This window comes from Ectothiorhodospira sp. BSL-9 (assembly GCF_001632845.1).
Classification (GTDB): Bacteria; Pseudomonadota; Gammaproteobacteria; order Ectothiorhodospirales; family Ectothiorhodospiraceae; genus Ectothiorhodospira.
In genome coordinates, this window is sequence record NZ_CP011994.1 from 922025 (window position 1) to 945678 (window position 23654).

General features: G+C 59.1%; 18 protein-coding genes. 14 read left to right on the forward strand and 4 right to left on the reverse strand.

Going from position 1 to position 23654, the window contains the following annotated elements; translation table 11 throughout:
* Positions 1-4 precede the first annotated feature (4 nt).
* The 9 genes from ECTOBSL9_RS04515 (at position 5) to brxL (ending at position 13475) form a co-directional block, all read left to right on the forward strand.
* Positions 5-1147 (forward strand): ATP/GTP-binding protein, encoded by a 1143-nt coding sequence (locus ECTOBSL9_RS04515; protein WP_063464069.1) that lies wholly within the window; start codon positions 5-7, stop codon positions 1145-1147.
* Positions 1148-1219: 72 nt separating this feature from the next.
* Positions 1220-1762: a hypothetical protein gene (locus ECTOBSL9_RS04520; RefSeq protein ID WP_205631992.1), complete on the forward strand. Its 543-nt coding sequence runs from the start codon at positions 1220-1222 to the stop codon at positions 1760-1762.
* A gap of 17 nt (positions 1763-1779) precedes the next feature.
* Positions 1780-3141, forward strand: coding sequence for an SIR2 family protein (locus ECTOBSL9_RS04525; RefSeq protein ID WP_063464070.1), 1362 nt, complete (start codon positions 1780-1782; stop codon positions 3139-3141).
* Positions 3138-5249: an ATP-binding protein gene (locus tag ECTOBSL9_RS04530; protein ID WP_063464071.1), complete on the forward strand. Its 2112-nt coding sequence runs from the start codon at positions 3138-3140 to the stop codon at positions 5247-5249. The genes ECTOBSL9_RS04525 and ECTOBSL9_RS04530 overlap by 4 nt, the downstream gene beginning before the upstream one ends.
* Positions 5242-6993 (forward strand): BREX-1 system adenine-specific DNA-methyltransferase PglX, encoded by a 1752-nt coding sequence (pglX, locus tag ECTOBSL9_RS16860; protein WP_205631993.1) that lies wholly within the window; start codon positions 5242-5244, stop codon positions 6991-6993. The genes ECTOBSL9_RS04530 and pglX overlap by 8 nt, the downstream gene beginning before the upstream one ends.
* Positions 6994-7003: 10 nt before the next feature.
* A complete protein-coding gene (locus ECTOBSL9_RS04540) occupies positions 7004-8284 on the forward strand; it encodes an AAA family ATPase (protein ID WP_063464073.1) in 1281 nt (426 codons plus the stop codon).
* Positions 8281-8916 (forward strand): retron system putative HNH endonuclease, encoded by a 636-nt coding sequence (locus ECTOBSL9_RS04545; protein WP_063464074.1) that lies wholly within the window; start codon positions 8281-8283, stop codon positions 8914-8916. Before ECTOBSL9_RS04540 ends, ECTOBSL9_RS04545 begins: the two co-directional genes overlap by 4 nt.
* Complete coding sequence (pglZ, locus tag ECTOBSL9_RS04550; protein ID WP_063464075.1) at positions 8913-11411, forward strand: BREX-1 system phosphatase PglZ type A; 2499 nt, start codon at positions 8913-8915, stop codon at positions 11409-11411. The genes ECTOBSL9_RS04545 and pglZ overlap by 4 nt, the downstream gene beginning before the upstream one ends.
* A gap of 12 nt (positions 11412-11423) precedes the next feature.
* Positions 11424-13475 carry a BREX system Lon protease-like protein BrxL gene (brxL, locus tag ECTOBSL9_RS04555; RefSeq protein WP_063464076.1) on the forward strand — a complete coding sequence of 684 codons (2052 nt, stop codon included), beginning with the start codon at positions 11424-11426 and terminating at the stop codon, positions 13473-13475.
* 36 nt (positions 13476-13511) lie between these two features.
* Here the strand turns inward: brxL and ECTOBSL9_RS04560 are convergent, their stop codons facing one another.
* From ECTOBSL9_RS04560 to ECTOBSL9_RS04570, 3 genes are all read right to left on the reverse strand, one after another.
* Positions 13512-14045, reverse strand: a complete 534-nt coding sequence (locus ECTOBSL9_RS04560) for a hypothetical protein (RefSeq protein ID WP_063464077.1) — start codon at positions 14043-14045, stop codon at positions 13512-13514.
* Between the two features lie 94 nt (positions 14046-14139).
* Complete coding sequence (locus ECTOBSL9_RS04565) at positions 14140-14865, reverse strand: DUF4197 domain-containing protein (RefSeq protein WP_168161529.1); 726 nt, start codon at positions 14863-14865, stop codon at positions 14140-14142.
* A gap of 181 nt (positions 14866-15046) precedes the next feature.
* Complete coding sequence (locus tag ECTOBSL9_RS04570; RefSeq protein WP_063464079.1) at positions 15047-16612, reverse strand: deoxyribodipyrimidine photo-lyase; 1566 nt, start codon at positions 16610-16612, stop codon at positions 15047-15049.
* A 295-nt stretch (positions 16613-16907) separates the two neighbouring features.
* Between ECTOBSL9_RS04570 and tcuA the strand changes: the two genes are divergently transcribed.
* From tcuA to ECTOBSL9_RS17245, 3 genes are all read left to right on the forward strand, one after another.
* Positions 16908-18302 (forward strand): FAD-dependent tricarballylate dehydrogenase TcuA, encoded by a 1395-nt coding sequence (tcuA, locus tag ECTOBSL9_RS04575; protein WP_240481047.1) that lies wholly within the window; start codon positions 16908-16910, stop codon positions 18300-18302.
* 33 nt (positions 18303-18335) lie between these two features.
* A complete protein-coding gene (locus tag ECTOBSL9_RS04580) occupies positions 18336-19580 on the forward strand; it encodes an FAD-binding domain-containing protein (protein WP_063464080.1) in 1245 nt (414 codons plus the stop codon).
* Positions 19581-19717: 137 nt separating this feature from the next.
* The gene (locus ECTOBSL9_RS17245; RefSeq protein ID WP_063464081.1) at positions 19718-19918 is read left to right on the forward strand and encodes a hypothetical protein; all 201 of its coding nucleotides are present in this window, start codon (positions 19718-19720) and stop codon (positions 19916-19918) included.
* Here the strand turns inward: ECTOBSL9_RS17245 and ECTOBSL9_RS04590 are convergent.
* Positions 19902-20513 carry a bifunctional 2-polyprenyl-6-hydroxyphenol methylase/3-demethylubiquinol 3-O-methyltransferase UbiG gene (locus tag ECTOBSL9_RS04590; RefSeq protein ID WP_205632017.1) on the reverse strand — a complete coding sequence of 204 codons (612 nt, stop codon included), beginning with the start codon at positions 20511-20513 and terminating at the stop codon, positions 19902-19904. The genes ECTOBSL9_RS17245 and ECTOBSL9_RS04590 overlap by 17 nt on opposite strands.
* Before the next feature lie 100 nt (positions 20514-20613).
* On the opposite strand from ECTOBSL9_RS04590, the gene ECTOBSL9_RS04595 reads away from it, so the two are divergent.
* Positions 20614-22494 (forward strand): SLC13 family permease, encoded by a 1881-nt coding sequence (locus ECTOBSL9_RS04595; RefSeq protein WP_063464083.1) that lies wholly within the window; start codon positions 20614-20616, stop codon positions 22492-22494.
* A 14-nt stretch (positions 22495-22508) separates the two neighbouring features.
* A complete protein-coding gene (gene tcuB, locus ECTOBSL9_RS04600) occupies positions 22509-23630 on the forward strand; it encodes a tricarballylate utilization 4Fe-4S protein TcuB (RefSeq protein ID WP_240481048.1) in 1122 nt (373 codons plus the stop codon).
* The last annotated feature ends 24 nt before the right edge of the window (positions 23631-23654 follow it).

Consider the following 23654-nt stretch of genomic DNA (forward strand, 5'->3'; position numbering starts at 1 on the left):
CGACATGATCAGTAGCTTACACCTCAAAAACTTCGTCGCCTTCACCGATCTTACCATCAAGTTCTCGCCGGGAATAAACATCATAATTGGTGAAAATGGCACGGGAAAGACACATTTGCTCAAAGCCATTCTCGCACTGAGCGGGCCGGAATCCCTTTCGGAGCATCCTGGCGAGCAACTCGCCCGCAAGCTCTGCCGGCTCTATCAACCGCTGGGTGAGCAAGTGGGCGAACTGCGCCGTACTGGCACTCGTGGGAATGCCATGCTTAGTGCCACCTTTTCGTCTGGACAAGAAGTGTCCGCCAGGTTCAGCGGCATCGCCACTGAAACCAAAGTGAGGATTAACAGAGTCTCCGGCGCTGCTCCGGCCACCTTCATACCGACTAAGGAGATTCTGTCTCTGGTCCGTGGCCTCACCGCCGGCCAGCCAGATCAAGCTACCATCGACCGCATCTTTGACGACGGCTACTTAGATCTGGCCCACCAGCTCATCAAAGAGGGTGCGGATGACCTTGAAACCAAAGTTCAGCTCGATCCACGGTTTGCCAGCATAGTCCCCCGGCTGGCCAACCTGATCGGCGGTAGATACGAACTCCGCAACGGTCGATTCTGCTTTCAGGTTGGCAAGTACGTCGAAAAACTGGGCAAAAGCAGCTCGGCAGAGAAAGCTGCTCAGAGTTTTCAGGATTCGACCCTGCGTTTCGTGCCCGCAAAGTTGCCACTGCTCTCCAGCGGGATGACAGCTGAAGGGTATCGCAAAATCGGCGTGCTTCAGCGCTTGCTCAGTAACGGCAGCCTCAATCCCGGTGCCGCTGGCCCCCTGTTGTGGGATGAACCAGAGTCCAACCTTAACCCCAAGCTGATAAAGGATCTGGTACTGGCGCTTCTGGAACTCGCTCGTAACGGCCAGCAAGTCATCCTCGCGACCCACGACTACGTGCTGCTTAAGTGGTTCGACCTATTAATGGATAAGGGCGAGGGGGACCAAGTGCGTTTTCACGTTCTGTCTCGTGAGGAAAAAACCGGGCAGGTGCACCGTGACAGCATGGATGACTACAAAGCCATCGAGCCGAACGCAATTGCAGACACCTTTAACGAACTGACCAAGGAGCAAGTAGCTCGCAAAATGCGAGGCTTGGGAAAATGAAGCTGCGCGAGCGCGACTTAGAGGGAACTTCTATTAATTGCTTGCGACCGCCAGTAACCCATTGATTTTATTATGTTATCATCCCGGCAAATCGAATTAATAGAGGTTCCCTTAGAGATCGACTTCACCGATGCAATTGATGCCATCGTCTTCGATCAGATGAAGACGGAAAAACCGAACTATCATGGCATAGGCGAGATGCATCGCGTTGATTTTGTAGTGGAACTTGAAGAAGGTATTCTCTTTGTTGAAGTTAAGGATCCAAGCAACCCGAGAGCGCAAGCTAAAGGGCTTGAAAAATTTAATGAAGATCTAAAAAACGGAAGCCTAAGCGACACCTTTGCCGCGAAGTTCATCGACACCTTCCTGTACCGATGGGCTGAAGATCTCCTGCACAAGCCCGTGTATTACATCAGTCTGGTCACATTCGAAGATAGCGAACTTTTGCCAAATTTTTCGGACGAGATCGCCAAGAAGCTTCCCCCCATGGGCAAATCGATCCCGCGCTGGAAGCGACAGTTGGCAGAGAATTGCCAGGTTTTCAACATCGAACTATGGAATCAGAGTTTCCCGAAATGGCCTGCGACTCGAATCACGCCAGCGGAAAACGCATAGGCAAAGGGGAGAACGGCATGACCATCAACACTCTCAAAGTACGTGATGACCATGTGCCGCTGCATTTCGCAGCCGACGGCGACAGGTTTAAGCTACAGTCAGGTAAGGAGGTTTCCTGGTTGAAGTCCGAAGAGTTCGACCTGAAAGACCTGCGAAACCGCATCGAACCTTGGTTGACCTCGCTGTTTCAGTCGGAGCACCTCTCTATGTTGGCTGGCTCGGGGCTGACTCATGCTGTGCACTACCTAGCCGCCGGGAAAGGCGCAGCTGGCATGGGCAACCTGACACTGAGCACACATCAGGCGGAAATTGACCAGGCAGCGGAAAAAGCGGCAGAGGCAGCTGGGCGCAAGAAAGGTAACCTGGAAGATCAATTACGCATTGCCAACGAACTGTTGCGCGGCCTGGCAATTCTAGGGCAGTCCAAGGAAGTGGACGCCTTGCGCGGCGAGCTTCAAACCGGAATGCAGGACTTTGCACAGTCAATTCTGAGCAGCGAAGCGGGCATTGCCACAGCTGAAAAGTCAAAGCGTGAGCAGGCGTTCAACACTCTGGTCACCTTCCTGATGAGTTTTGCCAGTCGCACAGGGATACGGGATCGCCTGAACATTTTCACCACCAACTACGACCGGCTGATCGAGGCCGGAGCGGAGCTGGCCGGCCTGCACTTGCTGGACCGTTTCCTGGGTAATCTCATGCCGATCTTCCGCTCTTCACGGCTGGATTTGGACATGCACTATAACCCACCGGGCATTCGGGGCGAGCCACGCTATCTGGAAGGCGTTGCGCGCTATACCAAGCTGCATGGCTCGGTGGACTGGCTGCAAACCGGAAAAGATATTCGCCGTTTCGGGTTGCCCTTCGGAGCCGAAAACGTTGAACCGTATTTGAAGGCGCCCGGCCTCGGTGATGCTACGGCCCATCGATTGATGATTTACCCTAACGCCGCCAAGGACCGGGAAACCGCTGATTACCCCTACGTGGAGCTATTTCGCGATCTCGCGGCGGCAGTGTGCCGCCCGAATAGCACAATGGTGACCTACGGCTACAGCTTCGGCGACGAGCACATCAACCGCGTGATCCGCGATATGCTCACCATTCCCTCAACCCATCTGGTCGTGATCTCTTATGACGACCCGCTCGGTCGCATCATGGAAACCTACGAGGAGATGGGCAGACCGTCGCAGATCAGTTTGCTGATCGGCCCCGCACTGGCCGACTTGAGTACATTGACTGAAAACTATTTGCCCAAGGCTGCCATCGACAAGACGACCTTCCGCATGAGCGAGTTGCTCAAGCAACGGTGGGGTGCTGAACAACCAGTTGATCAGAAAGCTCCAGAGAACGATCAGCCTGCTTATGGGGAGGGGCCGATATGAGCCTGTCCCCACTGGCTTACGGTGACTCTCTGCGCATCGGGACCATCGACTTCGTCTCGCCCGATGAAATCAAAGTACTGCTGGAGATTGAGGCCCCCGACGGTGTTGCGCTCAATACCGGTACGCCGCGCCCGTTCCCGCGCATCAATGGCTATGTGCTGATCCCCAGTGATGAAGGCCACTTGGTCGCCCAGGTAGAGTGGATCACTATCGAGCGCTCGCAGTATCCCAAGCGCCGAGGTATGCAGGATTTTGGCCTGGTGGACTTGCCCTACCCATTGCGCAAGATGAGCCTGAATCCCCTGGGCTGTCTGTTTTATGACGGCAGAAAAGCAAATAATGAGGAGAACTATCGATTCCGTCGCGGTGTCGAGAGCTATCCCACCGTGGGCGATTCTGTACTGCTTCCCACTCAAAATCAGCTGCGCGCCATCGTGAAATCAGGCGATAACCGCCACGTAATGATCGGCACCAGCCCCCTGGCTGCCAACGCCGAAGTGAGCGTTGATCCGGACCGATTGTTTGGACGCCATTTGGCTGTTCTGGGAAACACCGGCAGTGGCAAATCCTGCTCAGTTGCGGGTTTGATCCGTTGGTCTTTGGAGGCGGCGGAAAGGAAACGAGGTGAAAAACCCAACGCCCGCTTTATCGTACTCGATCCTAATGGAGAATACGCCAACGCGTTTGAAGGACTGGGCGATGTGCGCGTATATGCCGTCGAGCCCAATGATGGCATCGAACAGCTGCAAGTGCCGCTGTGGTTCTGGAATAGCGAGGAGTGGAGTGCGTTTACTCAGGCGAGTGAACGTGCGCAACGTCCGCTGCTACGCAGGGCCCTCCGGGAAATGCGCAGTAGTTCCGATGTCGCTGAAGATACTGTGTTCGTTCTGCGTCGAAAAGTCAGTTCCATCCTTATTACTTTGAAGGCTCAAGTCCGCAACGGTGAAACTTATGAAGGGTGGAAGTTTGGCCCCAAGCTGCCGGTATTTATTGAGGATCTTGAAGCATTTTCACGTGAGTTCACTGATCACAAAGTGAGTTTAGAATTTCTTGCATCTCAGGTGCAATCTCTACTAGATCGCCCACGACAAAGGTTCCATAAACAGAACGGCCAGACTGGATACAACGATTTTCCCGCAACAGCGGTAGAGGAAGTCATTGCTCATTTTCAAGGATTCCTCGCCACCATCGGTGGAGCGGTTTATCAGGACGGTCCTAATGAGGACTCGCCTCTGGAATTTGACGGTGTCCAGTTCGCCGATCACCTAGAAGCATTGGCAAGCCAAGAAACGAACGCACAGTTTTTCGATTTCTTGATCATGCGGATTCGGACCATGTTGTCGGATGCCAGAGTCAAACGAATCGTTACCGGCACTACAGAGCCATCCTTGACCGACTGGCTTGAGAAGCATATTGGAGATAACCAAGCCTCCAATGGCTCCATCACTGTCATCGATCTCTCACTAGTGCCGGCGGAGGTAGTGCATATCATCACTGCGGTCATCGCGCGCATGACACTTGAGGCCCAGCAGCGTTACCGCAATCTGAACCAGGGCGATATCTTGCCTACAGTAATGGTAATGGAGGAAGCGCACACCTTCATAAGGCGCTACAAGGACGGCGCCGAAAACCAGAATTCGGCAACCATCTGCTGCCAGGTGTTTGAAAAGATCGCCCGCGAAGGGCGCAAGTTCGGGCTGGGCCTGGTGCTGTCCTCTCAGCGCCCGAGTGAGCTGTCGCCCACCGTGCTTTCCCAGTGCAATAGTTTTTTGATGCACCGCATCAGCAATGACCGCGACCAAGAGTTGGTCCACAAGCTAGTGCCCGACAACCTGCGAGGCCTGCTGCGGGATTTGCCCTCGCTTCCATCTCAACATGCCATTCTCCTTGGGTGGGCCTCGGAGCTGCCGGTGCTAGTGCAGATGAACGCATTGCCTGAGCAGCATCGACCAAAGTCGGATGATCCGGATTTCTGGGCTGTGTGGTCAGGCAAGGATGATGACGGCGAGATAGTCGAGCGCGAGGTGGATTGGAAAGCGATTGCGGATGATTGGCAGCAGGTCGACGGACCGCCTCAGAAGCAGAATTTGGAGAAAAATGATGAGTAACGTCCAAAATAATCGCACCCAACCAGTTGCGGACAAATATTTTTTCCAAGCTTCAGCAGCAGAATTCAAGAAGATTCCAGGGTGCCCAATTGCATACTGGGCAAGTGCGAGTATTTATTCTGCTTTTGATTCTGCTAAACGCATTTCGGATATGACATCTTTGCATCGAGGAATCTCGACAGGCAACACTGATCTGTTTGCGCGATTATGGCATGAGGTTCCAATAAAAAATCTGTGTATCGGCGATAATGGCGTAGAGTCAGCTCGTCTTTCCGTTGCACGATGGTTTCCATATAACCGAGGTGGATCTTTCCGCAAGTGGTACGGGTTAGGCATCGACATCTTAGATTATGAAAATAATGGTCGCAGGATGATTGAGTCTGCGGAAAAAGGCGAGTCCCCAGGATTCAGACATGATGGATCCTCTGAGTACTTCCTCCCTACAATAACTTGGACTGCGCTTACTGCTGGGAAGCCCTCATTCCGCCTTCTCGAAGCTGGTTATATATTGGGGCATAAGGGTTCTAGCATAAAGACACCGGACGGCAGCCGCTTGGCTTTTCTTTCTTTATTTAACAGTAATACTTTTGAGAGATTTCTAGAGTACACAAGTCCAACCTTGGATATTAATATCTCTCAACTGTCGTCTTTGCCTCTGCCTGAAAATTTCGATTTTTCTCAAGCAGGTAACATGGCGATTGAATTGGTCAACCTGGGGAAAATAGATTGGAACTCCTATGAAACTTCCTGGGACTTCACCAGCCTGCCACTCCTGAGTTCCGACCGCCGTCAGCCAACCCTGAAGGCCACCTACCAGAACCTCCGCGCCCACTGGCGGGAAATGACGCTGGAAATGCAGCATCTGGAGGAAGAAAACAACCGGATCTTCATCGACGCCTACGGCCTGCAGGGTGAGCTGACGCCCGACGTGCCGCTGAGGGAGATCACCCTGACCTGCAACCCCCACTACCGCTACGGCAATGACAAGAGCGAGGAGGAGCTGGAGGCGCTGCTGCTGGCCGACACCATGCGCGAGCTCATCTCCTATGCCGTGGGCTGCATGTTTGGCCGATACTCCCTGGACGAGCCGGGGCTGATCCTGGCCAACCAGGGCGAGACCATCGAGGACTACCTCAAGCAGATCCCCGAACCCAGCTTCATGCCGGATGCCCAGAACGTGATCCCCATGATGGAGGGCGAGTGGTTCACCGACAACATCAATATCCGCTTCCGTGAGTTCCTGCGAACCACCTTTGGTGAAGCGCACTTCAAGGAAAACCTGGCCTTTGTGGAACAGGCGCTGGGCAAGGACATCCGCAAGTACTTCCTGAGGGACTTCTATAGCGACCATGTGCGCCGGTACAAGAAACGCCCCATCTACTGGCTGTTCTCCTCTCCCAAGGGCTCATTCAATGCGCTGATCTACATGCACCGCTACCAGCCCCATACCGTAGGCACGGTGCTGGAGTATCTGCGCGATTTCAAGGATGAGAAGCTTCAGGCCCGGAAGAACCATCTGGAAGCCGTCAGCATCAGTGCGGGGGCCTCGCAGGGCGAGAAGACTAAAGCCCTGAAGGAGATCGAGAAGATCAACAAGATCCTCGCCGAGCTCGATAATTACGAACGGGATGTGCTTTACCCGCTGGCCACCGAACAGCTGGAAATCGACCTCGATGACGGAGTAAAGGCCAATTATCCAAATTTTGGCCCAGCCCTGAAGCATATTGCCGGCCTCTCCGGGTAGGAGTCAATTCATGCACATTCACAGCGTGACCTTGCAGCGCTTCCGTGGTGCCGACGATCTATCGCTAGACCTGGATGACCACCTCAATGTGTTTGTCGGCATGAATGGCGCAGGAAAAACAAGTATCCTGGATGCTTCAGCGATCCTTCTGTCCTGGTTGGCGAATCGGATCAGGCATGCTGGTGCGTCTGGGCGTCCGATTGCAGAATCGGATATCAAGAATGGAGAGCCCTCAGCCAATCTAGCCATTCAGTTAAGCGATGAGGGCACCTGTTTCGGCTGGAACCTGGTGAAGGTGCGTAAGGGGTACAGCAAAAAGGAGTTGGCCTCTGTCCTGATCTCGGTATCCGAAACTGCCAAGGGCATTCAGGCCAGTATCACCGAGCATCGTGGGAAGGTAAACATCCCCTTGCTTGCCTACTACCCGGTGAATCGCGCTGTGTTGGATATTCCACTGCGCATCCGCGAGAAACATCAGTTCGGGCTGTTGTCTGCCTATGAGGAGTCGCTCACCAGTGGCGCCAACTTCCGTACGTTCTTTGAATGGTTCCGGGAGCGGGAAGATCTTGAGAACGAGAACCGTAAGTACAAAGATGATTTGATCAAGCCGGAGGATTTCGAATTCCCGGATCCTCAACTAACGGCTGTTCGGCGGGCCCTTGAGATTTTCATGCCGGATTTTCAAAACCTGACCGTAAGGCGGCAACCGCTACGGATGGAGGTGTCGAAGAAAGGCCAGCGGCTCACAGTAAACCAGCTCTCTGACGGCGAAAAGTGCTTGATGGCCATGGTTGGCGATCTTGCCAGGCGCATGGCCATAGCCAACCCGGAGCAAGAGGATCCGCTGCTGGGAGATGGCATTGTGATGATCGATGAAATTGATCTGCACCTGCACCCGAAATGGCAGCGTTTGGTAGTGCCCAGTCTGACACAGGTTTTCCCGAACTGTCAGTTCCTTATCTCCACTCATTCGCCGCATGTGATTACCCACGTACAACCGGAGAATTTATTCCTTCTGAACATGACAGATGCCGGGAAACTGGAGGTTGTTCGCCCGAACGAGTCCTACGGGAAGACTGTGGATAGAGTACTTGAGGATCTGATGGGCCTTGAGACTACACGCCCCAACCAAGTGGAAAGTGACCTTCGAGCGATTTACGAGAAAATTAGTGACGGTGAACTCGATACGGCCAGAGAAGGCATTGCTGTATTGGAAGAAGACATTGGCGAAGACCCGGAACTGGTGAAAGCCAAGGTGCTGATCAAACGCAAGGAACTGATTGGTCGATGAAACATGTGAAAAAGCGCCAAGAGCCCGAGGCCTTTACTCAATGGAAAGCTCTGGCCAATGAGGATTGGCAGCCCACCTATGACGACTTGATTGGTGAGCCCAAAGCTGCGGTAAAGGGAGCGTTGATGCAGGAGCAGGGCTACCTCTGCTGCTATTGTGAGCGCCGGTTAACCGAGGCGGATTCTCATATAGAGCACTTCCAGCCCCAGAGAGACCCGGCTGTGGATCCGTTGGATTACAGCAATCTTTTGTGTTCTTGCCAGAACCAGATCAGGAAGGGTGAGCCCCGCCACTGCGGCAACCTGAAAGGTGACTGGTTTGACCCCGAGCTGTTGATATCTCCGCTGGACCCGTATTGCGAAAACCGGTTTGCTTTTGAAGGTGATGGATTGATTAAGCCCGCTGATATAAACGATCATGCAGCAAGTGAAACCATCAACAGACTGGGTCTGGATATCCCCAAGCTGAACGACCTCAGGGCAAGTGTCATTGACCCGTTTCTGGAGGACAGTCTGACCCAGGATGAGCTACGCCGGTTTGTTTCGGGCTATTTGAAAGTGGGCGACGATGGCCGTTTCGCTGAATTCTGGACCACTATCAAATACCTATTTGGAGACCTGGCCGCCGCATGAGCAATCGAGTTTCTCAGGCATTAACAAAATTATTCGAGCGGCACCGGATCGTGTTCTGGTACGACACCAAGCAGGAGTTGCGCAGTGACTTCGAGGCGGTTTCCGTCCCGGACGTGGAGAAGCTTGAGATCGCCAACAATGAGTATGGTCTGAAATATCGTGTTCTGCGGGAGTCACCTGAACAGAAGTTCCTGCTGTACAAGGAGGGTCCACAACCGGAGGACCTGGACAACTGGTTGCTGGACGTACAGCTGGCCCACGGCGAGTTCAGGACCGACCAGGTGGCCATCTGGCTATCCGAGCTGGAGCTGGGTCTGGAGTTTGCCGAGGTAGCGCAGGCTCACACGGAGTTTTTCCAGGCGATCAGGCGCAAGGAGGCGTTGAAGAAGTTGCTGAAGCCGGACGACACCGCCGGCCAGTTGCGCCTGAAGATGCTGGCCGTGTGTGCCGGTAGCGAACCCCGCATGGACTCGGTGGTGGAAACCCTGCTGCAGCAACTGGCAGAAGGGCGCGACGACGGCGTTCGGCTGATCGAACGCTGTGGTCTGGATGGCTTTTTGTGGGAGCAACTGACCCGTTTCTACGGCTACGAGGCCAGTGAACCGAGCCTCCGGGACTTCGCGCTCGAGCTGTTCAAGTCCTGCTACGCCATGGGTACCGATGGCGAGGTCAGGTTGACCGGCGACGCCCTGGTGTTCCTCAAGCGCTGGAAGGACAGCCGCCAGTTTGAGAAAGGATTTGAAACCCTATCCGCCGAATGTGCCGAGGTGCTGGGCATTGAGCAGGATCTGGGCAGGCGGGACTTTCGGGATCTGGTTGAGCTGGATTACTTCCGGCTGATCGACCAGAAGATCATCAGTGATCTGGTGCGGGCGGTGGTGGGGCGCACGGTCACCAGCGGCGATGTGGCACTTTGGGTGCGTCAGCGGCGTCAGGGCCACTGGTATGGCGAGTTCCGCCACCTGTATGAAGCCATTGAGTTTGCGGCCCGCTTTATCCAGATGCTGAGTGAGGCCAGCCTGAACATGGACAGCCTGACCGAAGGCGTTCAGCGATACAGCCGTACCTGGTTTCAGCTGGATCAGCTCTATCGCAAGTTCACCTACCATGTGCGCATGTCCGGCCAGGCCTCGCTGATGGGTGAACTCAGTGAGCGGGTGGAGAACCTGTACTCCAACAACTACCTGCTCAAGCTGGGTGATGCCTTTCAGATCCACGTGGACGCCGCGCCCCGCTGGGAGGCCTATCCGGTCGTTCAGCAGAAGGCCTTTTTCGAGCACTGGGTGCGCCCGTACCTGCGCAAGGACAAGCGGATCTGCGTGATCATTTCCGACGCCATGCGCTACGAGATCGGCGACGAACTGCTGGGCCTTATCCGGCAGGAAGACCGCTACAGCGCCGAGCTTGAACCGGCACTCTCAACCCTGCCCAGCTATACCCAACTCGGGATGGCGGCGCTGCTGCCCAACAAGTCGCTGGCGATCGCCGACAACGATACCGGCACGGTACTGGTGGATGGCCAAAGCTCACAGGGCACGACCAACCGAACCAAAATCCTGCAGGCCGCCCTGGATGGGCGGGGCCAGGCCGTCAAGGCGGAAGACTTCATGCAGCTCAACCGGGAAGAGAGCCGGGAGCTGCTCAAGGGTCATGATGTGCTGTACATCTACCACAATCGCATCGATCACACCGGCGACAAGATGCACTCGGAGGGGCAGGCCTTTGAAGCCGCGGAACAAACCCTGGGCGACCTCATTCGTCTGATCAAGAAGCTCACGGCGGCCAATGCCAACAACCTGTTGATCACCGCTGATCATGGCTTTATTTACCAGGACCATGAGCTGGATGAGAGCGATTTCCTGGGTGACGCCGTTTCCGGCGACGATGTCCGCTATCGGGATCGTCGTTTCGTGCTGGGTAAGGGACTGTCCACTTCTCCGGCCTTCCATCACTTCTCGTCTGAGCAACTTGGGCTGGATGGAGACATGGAGGTGCAGATTCCCAGGTCCATCAACCGGCTGCGCCTCAAGGGCTCCGGTAGCCGTTTCGTGCATGGAGGTGCCTGTCTGCAGGAAGTGGTGATACCGGTGCTGAAGGTCAACAAAAAACGCCAGAGTGATGTCAGCGCCGTGGAGGTGGATATCCTGCGTGGGGCCAGTTCGGTGATCACCTCTGGCCAACTGGCCGTCACCGTGTATCAGTCCGCGCCGGTGACGGAGAAAGTGCAGCCTCGCCACCTCCGGGCCGGGATTTACACCCAGTCAGGGGAGTTGATTTCGGATAGCCACGAGCTGTCGTTTGATCTGACCTCGGAGAATCCCCGCGAGCGGGAGCTTCAGGTGCGTTTTGTGCTCAGCCGCAAGGCGGACGAGGCCAACGGCCAGGAGGTCTTCCTGAAGCTGGAAGAGCAGCACGCCGGCACCTCCCACTACAAGGAATACAAGTCGCTCAGGTACCTGATGCGGCGCTCCTTTACCAGCGATTTCGACTTCTGAGGGTTGTAGCTGATGAGTATGCTTGACCAAAAGATCAACGAGCACTTCCCCGGCCTGGTTGTGCGCAAGGATCTGGTAAAGACGGTCAAGGGTAATGCCATCGTCCCCTCGTATGTGCTGGAGTATCTGCTGGGTCAGTATTGCGCCACCAATGACGAGGCCACGATTCAGACCGGCATCGAAACGGTCAAGGAGATCCTGGCCAAGCATTATGTCCACCGGAATGAGGCCGGCCTGGTCCGGTCCAATATCAAGGAGAAGGGACGCTATAAGGTCATCGACAAGATCAGCGTGGCCCTGAATGAGAAAACAGATGCCTATGAGGCGCGGTTTTCCAATCTGGGCATCAAGAAGGTATTGGTGGATTCAGGAACCGTGAAGGCCCACCCCAAGCTATTGGTCAGTGGCGTCTGGTGCATTGCGGACATCGAGTATGTCTTTTCTGAAGACCAGAACGTGAGCCCATGGATCCTCTCCACCCTCAAGCCGATTCAGCTGTCGCACTTTGACTTCGATGCCTACGTGGCTGCACGGCAACGGTTCAGTACCGACGAATGGATTGATCTGCTGATACAAAGCATCGGCTTTAATCCGGAGATGTTCGGTCGGCGCAGCAAGCTGACGCAATTGGTCCGTTTAATACCGTTCTGCGAACGGAACTATAATCTGATTGAACTGGGCCCCAAGGGGACGGGCAAATCCCATGTTTACTCTGAGTTCTCGCCCCATGGGATTCTGGTATCCGGCGGTGAGGTCACCGTACCCAAGCTTTTCGTGAATAACTCCAGCGGCAAGATTGGGCTGGTGGGCTACTGGGATTGCGTGGCCTTCGACGAGTTCGCCGGCAAGCAAAAGCGGGTCGACAAGGCGCTGGTCGACATCATGAAGAACTACATGGCCAACAAGTCCTTTTCCCGGGGCGTGGAAACCCTGGGTGCCGAGGCTTCCATGGTGTTTGTTGGCAATACACGGCATACCGTCCCTTATATGCTGAGGCACTCGGACCTCTTCGAAGAGCTGCCGGACAAGTTCTACGATTCTGCATTTCTGGACCGCATCCATTTTTATATCCCGGGGTGGGAGGTCGACATCATCCGGGGCGAGATGTTCTCCCATGGCTATGGCTTTGTGGTGGACTACCTCGCGGAAATCCTGCGCTCGATGCGGAACCACGATTATTCTGACCAGTATCGGGAGCACTTTACCCTTTCTTCGGATATCTCGACCCGTGACCGCGATGGTATCCAGAAGACGTTTTCCGGGTTGATGAAGATCCTGTTCCCTCAGGGTGGAGCGACCCGGGAAGAAATTGAAGAAGTGCTGCGGTTCGCCATTGAGGGTCGGAAACGGGTCAAGGATCAGTTACAACGAATTGATACCACCTATGGCAACGTGCGATTTGCCTATGAGGATGAGCAAGGCAAGGAAACGCTGGTCACCACACTCGAGGAACAGGAGTACCCGGGTTACTACCACCAGACGGTATCCGGCCGTGAAGATGAGGACATGGCACCCAATCCATCCATGGATGTGAACGATATCGAGGCAGCTTCCTCACGCACCTCTGGGCCCGTGCTGGAGGAAAAGCATCTGACCTTCCAGGAAAATCAGAAGGGTATATCATACGACAGTTTGTTTGGCCCCTATCTGGACAGGGCCGGCAGGATCACCGTAACAGACCCCTATATTCGACTTTTCTACCAGATCCGTAACTTCATGGAGTTTCTTGAGGCCGTAGTGAAAAACAAGGCTCGGGAGGATGAAGTGTCGGTGCATCTGGTCACGGTCCGGGATGAGTTCAAGGGTGATCTGCAAGACGAGAGTTTTGAAAAGATCCAGGAATCCGCTCGTACCGTGGGCATCGAATTCACCTGGGAGTTCGACGAAACCGGCAGCATTCACGCTCGCCATATCGTAACGGACCATGGCTGGAAGATATCGCTGGACAGGGGTCTGGACATCTTTCAGCACTACGAGATGAATGACGCCTTCGCGTTTGCCAACAGACTGCAGCAGTTTCGTTCCAGTAAAGCCTTTGAGGTCACCTTCATCAAGCAACCGTAGGGGCCGTCTGAACGTGTTCTGTTTCCACATGGCGGATCATGGTTTGGGCAACACATGCCCATCGATGACCTTCGTTTCACCCCCCGCCTCGCCTTCGATGATGGAGGACAACAGGCCATAACCGACCCTCCAGTGCGTGGTTCCTACAAGCACGCCGGCGGTCTTCGGGTTCAGCTTGGTCACTTCCCCGAACAGCTCGTTCCCCTTGCGGTCCTTGAAGGCCACCCTGTCGCCGATCCTGAGAGTGTTGCGGTCAAGCTTGCCGGTGGGATTCGAGATGGCCACATCGGCGCCATCAAGGTTGATGAAGTGGAGGGGGATGCTCCAGCGCTGGCCATCATGGCGGTCGGCGACCAGGGCCCGGGTGCTTTTCAACTCGATGATGCTGGCCTCGATGAGGCGGTTTTGCTGCGCATCAAAGTACTCGATCTCCTGCCCCACCTTCAGTGCGCGCCGGATCTGCAGGATCCTCTGGGGATCTTCCAGATTCCGTTGAATGGCCTGCTGGAGACGATAGAGTTCGAACAGGGACGCCCTGTTCAAGGCTTCAAGGATCTGGGAATAGTTCATTCGATGTCCTCACTGTCAGGAGCATGTTGGCCGAAGCTGAGGATCGGGAGTCTCAAGCTGATAGGCCTCCAGCATCAACCCCCTCCATCTCGGCCTACCGCCCGAACAGCTGCCTCAGCATCTGACCGCCCTGCCCCACCGGGTCCTCCCGGATCATGCCTTCGCGTTCCGCCATGAGTTCGAACAGGCCCTCCACGGTTTTGTCGTTCACGTAAGCGTCCAGATCGAAATCCTGCAGCCTGCTCATCCCTGGTAGACGGTTGCCGACGCGGTCGATGAGACGGGAGAGCGCCTCGGTGGCGCCAGTCTCTTCCAGGGCGCGCCGGGTCTCGGGGAGCAGGGCCTGAGTGACCCGCTCTCCCTGTCGATCCTGCAGATGGCGAGTGGCTCCATCGGAGGACCCCAGGATGGGTTGCACATCTTCGAAGCGCACATCCCGGATGGCCTCGGCCAGGATGGGGCGCGCGGCCGGCGCGGCTCGCTCCGCGGCTTCATTGATGGCCGCTTCCAGGTCGTCGAGTTGCTGCGACAGGCCCAATCGGCTCAGCATACTTTGCGCGTCTTGCAGCACCCCCGGCAACGGGATCTTGATGCCGGGATTGTCCAGGAATCCGCCACTTTGCGAGGCTGCAGATACGGCGTGGTCACTGCTGCTGCCGAGCAACTCCCTCAGTCCTTCGACCTGCCCGGATGCAGGCCTTTCGGCGTCACCTCCCGGCAAGGCTCCGCGAAGACGATCGGCCCAGTCGGCCTGAGCACCCATTGGCAGACTCAAGGCCATCACCAGGGCAGCAATCAAGCCAGTTGAATGGGTTTTCATCGTATATTGCCTCCTCATTATGGTGTCTCTTTCGGGACGACAACGGTGCCAGATCAGAGGGTGCCGCGCACCGGGTCAGGTGCTTCATGGCCCCCGCACAGTCATGCCCTCGCTGACGGGGGCATATTAACCCGGGCGGAGCAAGACCAGGTCGCATCGGAAAGCGGTGTCCGGCCCTCTTTCAATGGTCCGTGTCGGGGAAGAGGTCGAGCTGCCTGGAACTGGGCGGGCTGCGGGTGGTGGTGCGTGGAGAAGGGCGGCGACGACTGCCGTGGCGCTGCTGGATGCCGGCACTCTCCTGACGCGATGCCGCCTTGCCACGCACCCCTTTGAAGCGTGCGCGGGCCTCTCGCGCCGCCTGTTCATAATCCACGACGGGCGCCGGATAGTCGTGGCCGATGCGGCAGCCCGACTCACGCTGCTGGAAAGCTGGCATCCGCCATGGCTGGTGGATCCAGTCCCCCGACACCCGCGCCAGTTCCGGCACCCATTTGCGAATGAAACGACCCTCCGGGTCCTGGTCCACCGACTGCTTCACCGGATTATAGATGCGCAGGGCGTTGATGCCCGTGGTGCCGGATTGCATCTGCATCTGGCTGTAGTGAATGCCGGGCTCATAGTCGGTGAAAACCCGTGCCAGGTGCAGTGACGGCTCGCGCCAGTGCAACCAGAGATGATAGGAGGCGAAGGCCACCACCATCGCGCGCATGCGGAAATTGATCCAGCCATGGTCGCGCAGCGCACGCATGCAGGCATCCACCAGGGGATAACCCGTCAGGCCCTGCTGCCAGAGCCGCATGCGCTCCACGTCGAATGCGTCCTCGCGCAGACCGTCACAGGCACGGTGCAGATTGGCGAATTCGATGGAGGGCTGGTCCTCCAGCTTCTGCATGAAATGGCAGTGCCAATGCAGCCGTTCCTCGAACTGACGCAGGGAGCGCTGCCAGGCCGTGCGTTGGCGATCCCCGGCGGGCATCTCACCCACCTGGGCCTTGCGCTCACGGGTGGCCTGCAATACCCGACGCAGCGAGAGCGTGCCGTAGGCCAGGTGCGGGCTCAGCCGTGAACTGGCCGTCCAGGCCTTTTCCGGGCTGCTGATGCCGCCGGCATACCGCTGGCCGCGCGCCTCAAGGAAGTCCCGCAGGACAGTATGACCGGCATCCAGCCCGGGCGTCTGAAGCGATATGGGAGGATCCGCCGCCACACCCGCCGGGCAATCCGGCAAGGTCTCGATGCCACCCGCCACCCCATGGCAGGGCGTGAGCGATTCGGGGAGCGCGGCGGCTGGCTGGCCCATCAACTGTTCCCATTGTGCCGCCCAACCATCGCGGCTACGGAGCGGGCGGACCACGCCATGCTGACGATACTCATGCCAGGGGATGCCTCGATCCCGCAGTCGGCGAGCGACTGCCCGATCCCGATTGAAGGTCCAGCCGTTACCGGTCTCCTGGTGGCTATGGACCGCGGCAATCGGAAGTTCCTCGCACAACCGGTCGAGTACCACCTCGGCCTCGCCCTCACGTACGATCAGCGGTTGCCCAAGCTCGCGCAAGGCCCGGTCAAGATCCCGCAGGCTGCCATGGATGAAATCCCAGTGCCGGCGACTGGTATCCGGCTCATCCCAATACCCGGGCTCCACGATATACAGTGGCAACACGGGCCCGCTCTGTGCCGCCTGGCAGAGCGGGGCATGATCGTCGACCCGAAGGTCACGCTTGAACCAGACCAGTTGCACAGGCGCGGGCATGAGGGGCCTCCGGCGGGGATGATTGGACGTTCGCGGCGTTGATCAGCCTTATGGCCAAGGCCATGACTGTACGGGCGCGTATGGATTAGAGACTCCGAGTCGTGCTTCGGGTTTCAGGTACCTGGTACGACAAAGGTATTGAATACTGATGAGGGATCACCGGGCTGCCCCATTCCTCTCCAGGATCAGTGATGCGAGACTAACGCCATTGGAGATCCATCTCAGGGTCCGCTTCAGGCCAGGATACGGCTCAAGCCGGATGATCCCACCCGCCACCCAGGACATGGCCCTCGGAATGCCCTCACAAATCCATGATGTCATCGTGATCGGTGGTGGCCTGGCTGCCCTGTGCGCAGCCATCTCCGCCCGTGAGCACGGGGCCACGGTGCAGATGGTGGACCGCGCGCCGGCCTATCAGCGGGGTGGCAACTCCCGCCACTCGCGCAACCTGCGCATTGCCCATGAAGCCCCCTCGGCCCTGTTTCCCGGTCGCTATACCGTGGAGGAGTTCATGGAGGACCTGCGTCAGACCAGCCAGGGGGGCTGTGACGAGGCGCTCACGCGCACCCTGGCCGAGGGCTCGCTGGAACTGCCGGCATGGTTGCAGGCCCAGGGGGTGCACTTCGAGCGCCCGGCCCAGGGCACCCTGCCCTGGTCGCGCAAGACGGCCTTCTTCCTGGGGGGTGGGCGCAACATGATCAATGCGCTGTTTGGCCGTGCCGAGGCTCTGGGCGTGGATATCCGCCAGGACACGCGGGTGGAGGATCTCGTCCTGGAAGACCGCGATCTGCATGAGATCCAGGCCCGGCAACAGGATCAACCGCTGACGCTGCGGGCCCGGCGCGTCATCGTCTGCAGCGGCGGCTACCAGGCCGACCGGGAGGCCCTGGCCGCGGCGCGGGGCGATGCGGCGCAAGACTTCATCATTCGCGGCAGTCCGCATGTACGGGGGGAGTTGCTGCTGTCACTGCTGCGGCAGGGGGCCGCACCCAGCGGTCAGCCCGGGGCCTGCCATCTGGTGGCGGTGAATGCCCGGTCACCCGATGCCGACGGCGGCATCGTCACCCGGGTGGACGGCATGCCCTGGGGGCTGGTGGTGGACACCCAGGGGCATCGCTTTCGGGACGAGGGCGAGATCATCTCCCCCAGGCGCTATTCAGCCTGGGGGAGATGGGTGGCCGAGCGCCCCGATGCCCGGGCCCATCTGATCCTGGACGCACGCGGTCATGCCCGGGCACCCACATCCATCTACGCCCCGGTCGTGGCCCACACCCTGGAGGATCTGGCCATACAGCTGGGCATACCGCCCCAGAACCTGGCGGACACCGTCGGGCGTTATCACCAGTCCATAGTCCCCGGGGGGGATGATCCGGAGACACACCACACCCAGGGCATGGAGCCCCCCAAGAGTCGCTGCGCCCTGCCCCTGTCGCAGCCGCCCTATTTTGCCCACACCATGGCCCCCGGTGTGACCTTCACCGGCCACGGTCTGAGCGTGGACACCTGTGGGCACATCCGCCGCAGTCGGGGCCCCACCTGTCAGACGCTGCTGGCCGCTGGCATGATCATGTCGCCGGCGATCCTGGGCACCGGCTATGTGGCCGGCGCCGCGCTGACCATCGGCGCGGTCTTCGGTCGCATTGCCGGTGCAACGGCGGCATCGGGCTGTCCGATGGAGCAACATCATTGATCACCAAAGACTCAGGGACATCATCACACCCCCATGACTGACAACCACGACCCCATCTCCTCCCACAGCGATCTGTTCCCGCCGAGCCATATCGCCGCGCTGGAGCGGCTGAAGGCCTTTGTTCCCAGTGCCGGGCGGCACTACGCAGCACAGCGCAACCGGGACCCTGGGCCGGGCCAGCGCGACAACGTGTCGCTGCTGTCGCCTTATATCCGGCACCGAGTCCTGAGCGAACATCAGGTCATCGAGGCCGTGCTGCAACGGCACTCCCCCGAGGCGGCCGAAAAGTTCGTACAGGAGGTGTTCTGGCGCACCTACTGGAAGGGCTGGCTACAGATGCGCCCGCAGGTCTGGCGGGCGTTCCTGCGGGAACAGGCTGAAGATCGCAAGCGTATGGAAGAAGACACCGCCCTGCAGGCGGCAGTCACCGCAGCCGAGGAGGGGCGCAGCGGGGTGGAGGGATTCGATGACTGGGCCCGCGAACTGGTACACACCGGCTATCTGCACAATCACGCGCGCATGTGGTTCGCCTCCATCTGGATCTTCACCCTCGAGCTGCCGTGGACGCTGGGGGCCGACTTCTTTCTTCGGCACCTGCGCGATGCCGACCCGGCATCCAACACCCTGGGTTGGCGATGGATCGCCGGCATTCAGACGCCGGGCAAGACCTACCTCGCCCGTGCTGACAACATTGCCCGCTTTACCGACAATCGCTTCCAGCCAGCCAACCTGGCCGCCGAGGCCCTCCCGATTCGGGAGGAGTCACCCCCTCCGCCCGCGCCCCTGCCAGCGCTGCGAACACTGCCCCCTGGGCAGCGCGTGCTGCTGTTGCTCCATGGCGACGACCTGAGCGGTCAGGAGGTGTTGCCCGCCAAGGTGGATGTAGGCGGAATTGCCGTTGCCCGGCAGGGTCATCCCGACAACCCTTGGCCTTTCGGTGGGGCGACCGCCAGCTGGTTTGCGGCGCTGGCCGAGGATGCCGCGCAACGGGCCAGCAACACCCTGCAACAACCGGCAAGCGTACTGTCCCACCTGGATGCCGACAGCCTGCGCGAGGCCTGCACCCTTGCTGAGGTCCGCGTGATCGCCACACCCGAAGCACCGGTCGGGCCGATTGCCGATGCGCTTGAGCGTATCGCCGGGGAGTTGGAGGCAGACGGGATTGAACTCATCCCCTTGCGCCGCGAATGGGACGAACTGGCCTGGCCGCACGCAACCCACGGGTTCTTCCGCTTCAAGCGCCAGATCCCCGAGTTGCTGGTTCGGAGCGGTCTGTAGGAGGGTCGACGCAGCCTCACCAGGCGACGGCAGACGGCCGGCCGATCGACGATAGCACGCGGTAGACTTTCGGGTCCGGCTGGGCCACGATCGTAGCGATCGCATGGTACTTTGGTCGACACCTGGACAACATCATCATGGAGTGCGTGAGATGCGGCGGTACATTCGATGGAGCGGGTGATGAAACCCTGGAATCCATGCTCAAGCGCGCCGACCGTGCCCTGTATCGTGCCAAGGCCGAAGGCCGTAACCGCATCGTTGCTGATGGCGAACAGCTCGAACCTGCCGCACCCAGACTGCAACAGAAGGCCACGCAGCGTGCTAGGAACGGCCTATAGGGCGGGCCACAACAAGGCAGGATGTCCGATTCCCATGCCGGGACAGCACCGTGAACTCGTCCACCTCCAGCCCGGCGCTGCGAATATGGGCTTCCAGATCTTCCCGGTAGGTGACCCGCCCGAAATCGATGCTGGTCAGGCGTCTGAGTAACGGTTTGAAGGTTTCCATCCAGCGCGAGCGACGCACCTGGATGGTCTGGGTGAAGAAAATGCGCCCGCCGGGATTCAGCAAATCGCAGCAATGCCGCAGGGCCTTTTCGGGATCGGGCAGGAGCATGAAGCTGGCGGAGAAGTACACGGCGTCATACGGCCCACCCTGATGCGCGTATACCGATTCGAGCCGTACCTGAATCTGATCCTCCACAGGCGACCCCTGCAGCCGCCTGTGGGCGCGCTTCACATAGTCGCCATCAATGTCGATGCCCACCACGCTCAGCGCCTTGACCTTCACCCGTTCGGCGTTGGCCATCAGCGCGCCCGCCGTGCCGACGCCCACATCCAGGAGTGCCGCCCCCTCCGGCATCCGCTCCAGCACCTCGGCATACCAGCGCGAGGTGAGCTGAAGGATCAATCTGTCGTAGATCATGCCTCGAATCATGAGTCCTCCACTCGTCGATGCCGATTTCACGCAGGGATTCGGATATCGTAATAGTCTACGATTCGTGAGCTCCGAAAAACCAAGGACTGAACGGACCATGACCCAGGATCAATGGCTTATTCTAACCATCCTCACCGCGACGGTCGCCATGTTCCTGTGGGGCCGCTGGCGCCACGACATGGTGGCGGCGGGCGCCCTGCTGGCCTGCGTGGTGGCGGGTCTGGTGCCCACCGGCGAGGCATTCGCCGGGTTCGGCCACCCAGCGGTGGTCACGGTGGCCTGTGTGCTGGTGCTCAGTCGCGGCCTGCAGATCTCGGGGGCAGTGGATGTGCTGGCACGCAACGTGTTGCCGGCCCAGTCCGGGCGCGTGCTCAGCCTCATGGCACTCATGGGCCTTGGGGCCTTCCTGTCGGGCTTCATGAACAATGTTGGCGCCATGGCGCTGCTGATGCCGGTGGCAATCCACCTGGCACAGCGGCTCGAACTCACCCCCGGGCAGGTGCTCATGCCACTGGCCTTCGGCACCATTCTCGGGGGCATGACCACGCTGATCGGCACCCCGCCCAACCTGATTGTGTCCGGCTTTCGTGCCGAAGCCGGGCTGGGCAGCTTTGCCATGTTCGACTTCACGCCGATCGGCCTGGCTGTGGCGTTGGTGGGGGTGCTGTTCGTCGCCCTTGTCGGCTGGCGACTGGTACCGGCGCGCAAACAATCAGGCATTGAAGGTTTCGAGTCCGGCGCCTACATCACCGAGGTGCGGGTACTGGAAGACAGCAAGGCCGCGGGCATGCGGCTGCGGGAGATCGAAGACGAACTCGCCGATGTGGATGCGCAGATCATCGGCATGGTGCAAAAGGAGGTGCGGCTCATTGCCGCCAACCCGGGGCGCATGGTGCATGCCGGCGACATCCTGATGATCGAGGCCGAGGCCGAATCCCTCAAGGATGTGCTGTCCATTCTCGGTTTGAAGCTGGAAGAAGAGGTGAAGCCCGAGAAGGATGAGGCCCCCGAAGAGGATGAAAAGACGGGTGCCACCGCCTCCAGGAACGAGGATTCGGACAAATCCGCCAAGCAGGAAGACGGCGATGAGGCCGAGGCCGCCGAAGCCTCGTTGAAGTCCGGCGATGTGGTGCTGATGGAACTGGCCGTGCTGCCCAACTCACCCCTGGCGGGGCGCTCGGCCAGCGACATCCTCCTGCGCACGCGCTATGGGGTCAACCTGCTTGCCCTGTCCCGGGAGGGCAAGCGCTCCATGAAACGGCTGCGTTCCATGGCCTTCCAGTCCGGGGACCTGTTGCTGATGCAGGGCCCGCCTGAGTCCATCTCCGAGTTTGCCTCCGACAATGCCTGCGTGCCCCTGGCCGAGCGTGAGCTGCGCATCCCCAACAAGCGCAAGATCTGGGAGGCCAGTCTGATCATGCTGTTCGCCATCGGCGGCGCCGCCTTCGGGTTATTGCCGGCGGCGGTGGCCTTCGCCATCGGCGTGCTGGCTTCCATGGCCCTGCGCACCGTGCCGCCACAGCAGGTGTACCATGCCATCGACTGGCCGGTGATCGTGTTGCTGGGCGCCCTGATACCGGTGGCGGGTGCCATGGCGAGCACCGGCACCGCTGACCTGATCGCTCGTTTCATGATCGAGAATGTGGCGCAGGGTCATGCCGTGGTCGGGCTGGCGCTGATCCTGGTGGTCACCATGTTCCTGTCCGACCTGATGAACAATGCTGCCACCGCCGCGGTGATGTGCCCCATTGCCATCGGCACCGCCGCCGCGCTGGGCGTAAGCCCCGACTCCTTTCTGATGGCGGTGGCCATTGGCGCCTCCTGCGCCTTCCTTACACCCATCGGCCATCAGAACAACACCCTGATCCTTGGCCCGGGAGGGTTTCGGTTCAGCGACTACTGGAAGCTGGGTCTGCCGCTTGAGATCCTCGTGGTGGCCATCTCCGTGCCGCTGCTGCTGGTGGTGTGGCCGCTTTAATGGGGAGGAAAGCCTTGCAACAGCCCGAACCCGAACACGACGCCGAACCCCGCCGGGTGATGCAGTTGTGCAATGTGTGCAGCTTCTGCACCGGCCTGTGCGACGTGTTCCCCGCCTCGGAACGCAGGCCGGACCTTGACGATGCCGATCTGGACTACCTGGCCAACCTGTGCCACAACTGCCGGGCCTGCTGGTATGCCTGTCAGTATGCGCCGCCCCATGAGTTCGCCATCAATGTGCCAGCCACCCTGGCCCGTCGCCGCACGCAGAGTTACCGGCGTTACGCCTGGCCACGACCCCTGGCCGCCCTGCTGGCCCGTAGCGGGCTGGCCACCACGCTGGTCAGCCTGGGCGCCACGCTGCTCATCCCCCTGCTCACCCTGCTGCTGGTGCCCTTCGACACCCTGTTTGCCACCCACCAGGCCGAAGGTGCGTTCTATGAGGTCATCCCCTGGGGCGTGATGAGCGCGGTGGCCGCCCTTACCTTGGGGTTCTCCGTGCTGGCGGTGATCGTGAGCGTGATGCGCTACTGGCGGGACATCAGCACCCCGGGACCGCCGGCCATTCGGGTATGGCGCGCCCTGCCCGCCGCTGCCCGCGATCTGTTCACCCTGCGTAACCTGGATGGAGGCGGGGGAGGCTGCAACGACCGCGATCATCGGTTCAGTCAGGTCCGGCGACGCTTTCATCACGCCCTGTTCTATGGCTTTCTGCTCTGCCTGGCGGCCACCACCGTGGCTGCGGGCTATCACCACTTTCTTGAGTGGCAGGCCCCCTACCCCTTCTTCAGCCTGCCCAACCTGCTGGGTACCGTGGGCGGAATAGGCATGATGGTGGGCGCCACGGGCCTGGTATGGGTGAAATGGGGGGCCGATCCGGAACCCACCGCCACCGAGACCCTGCCCGCCGACTACGCGCTCCTGGTACTGCTGTTTGCCACCGCCGCCACGGGCCTGATCCTCATGGCCCTGCGGGAGACCCCTGCCATGGGTCTGTTGCTGGCCTTGCACCTGGGCACGGTGCTGGGGTTCTTCTTGATGATCCCCTACAGCAAGTTTGTGCATGGCGCCTACCGGGGGGCCGCCCTGCTGCAGGCCGCCCGGGAACGACCCGGCCACCGAAGCATTGCCCAGTGACGGGCCTGGGTTTAGAGTCGGGGG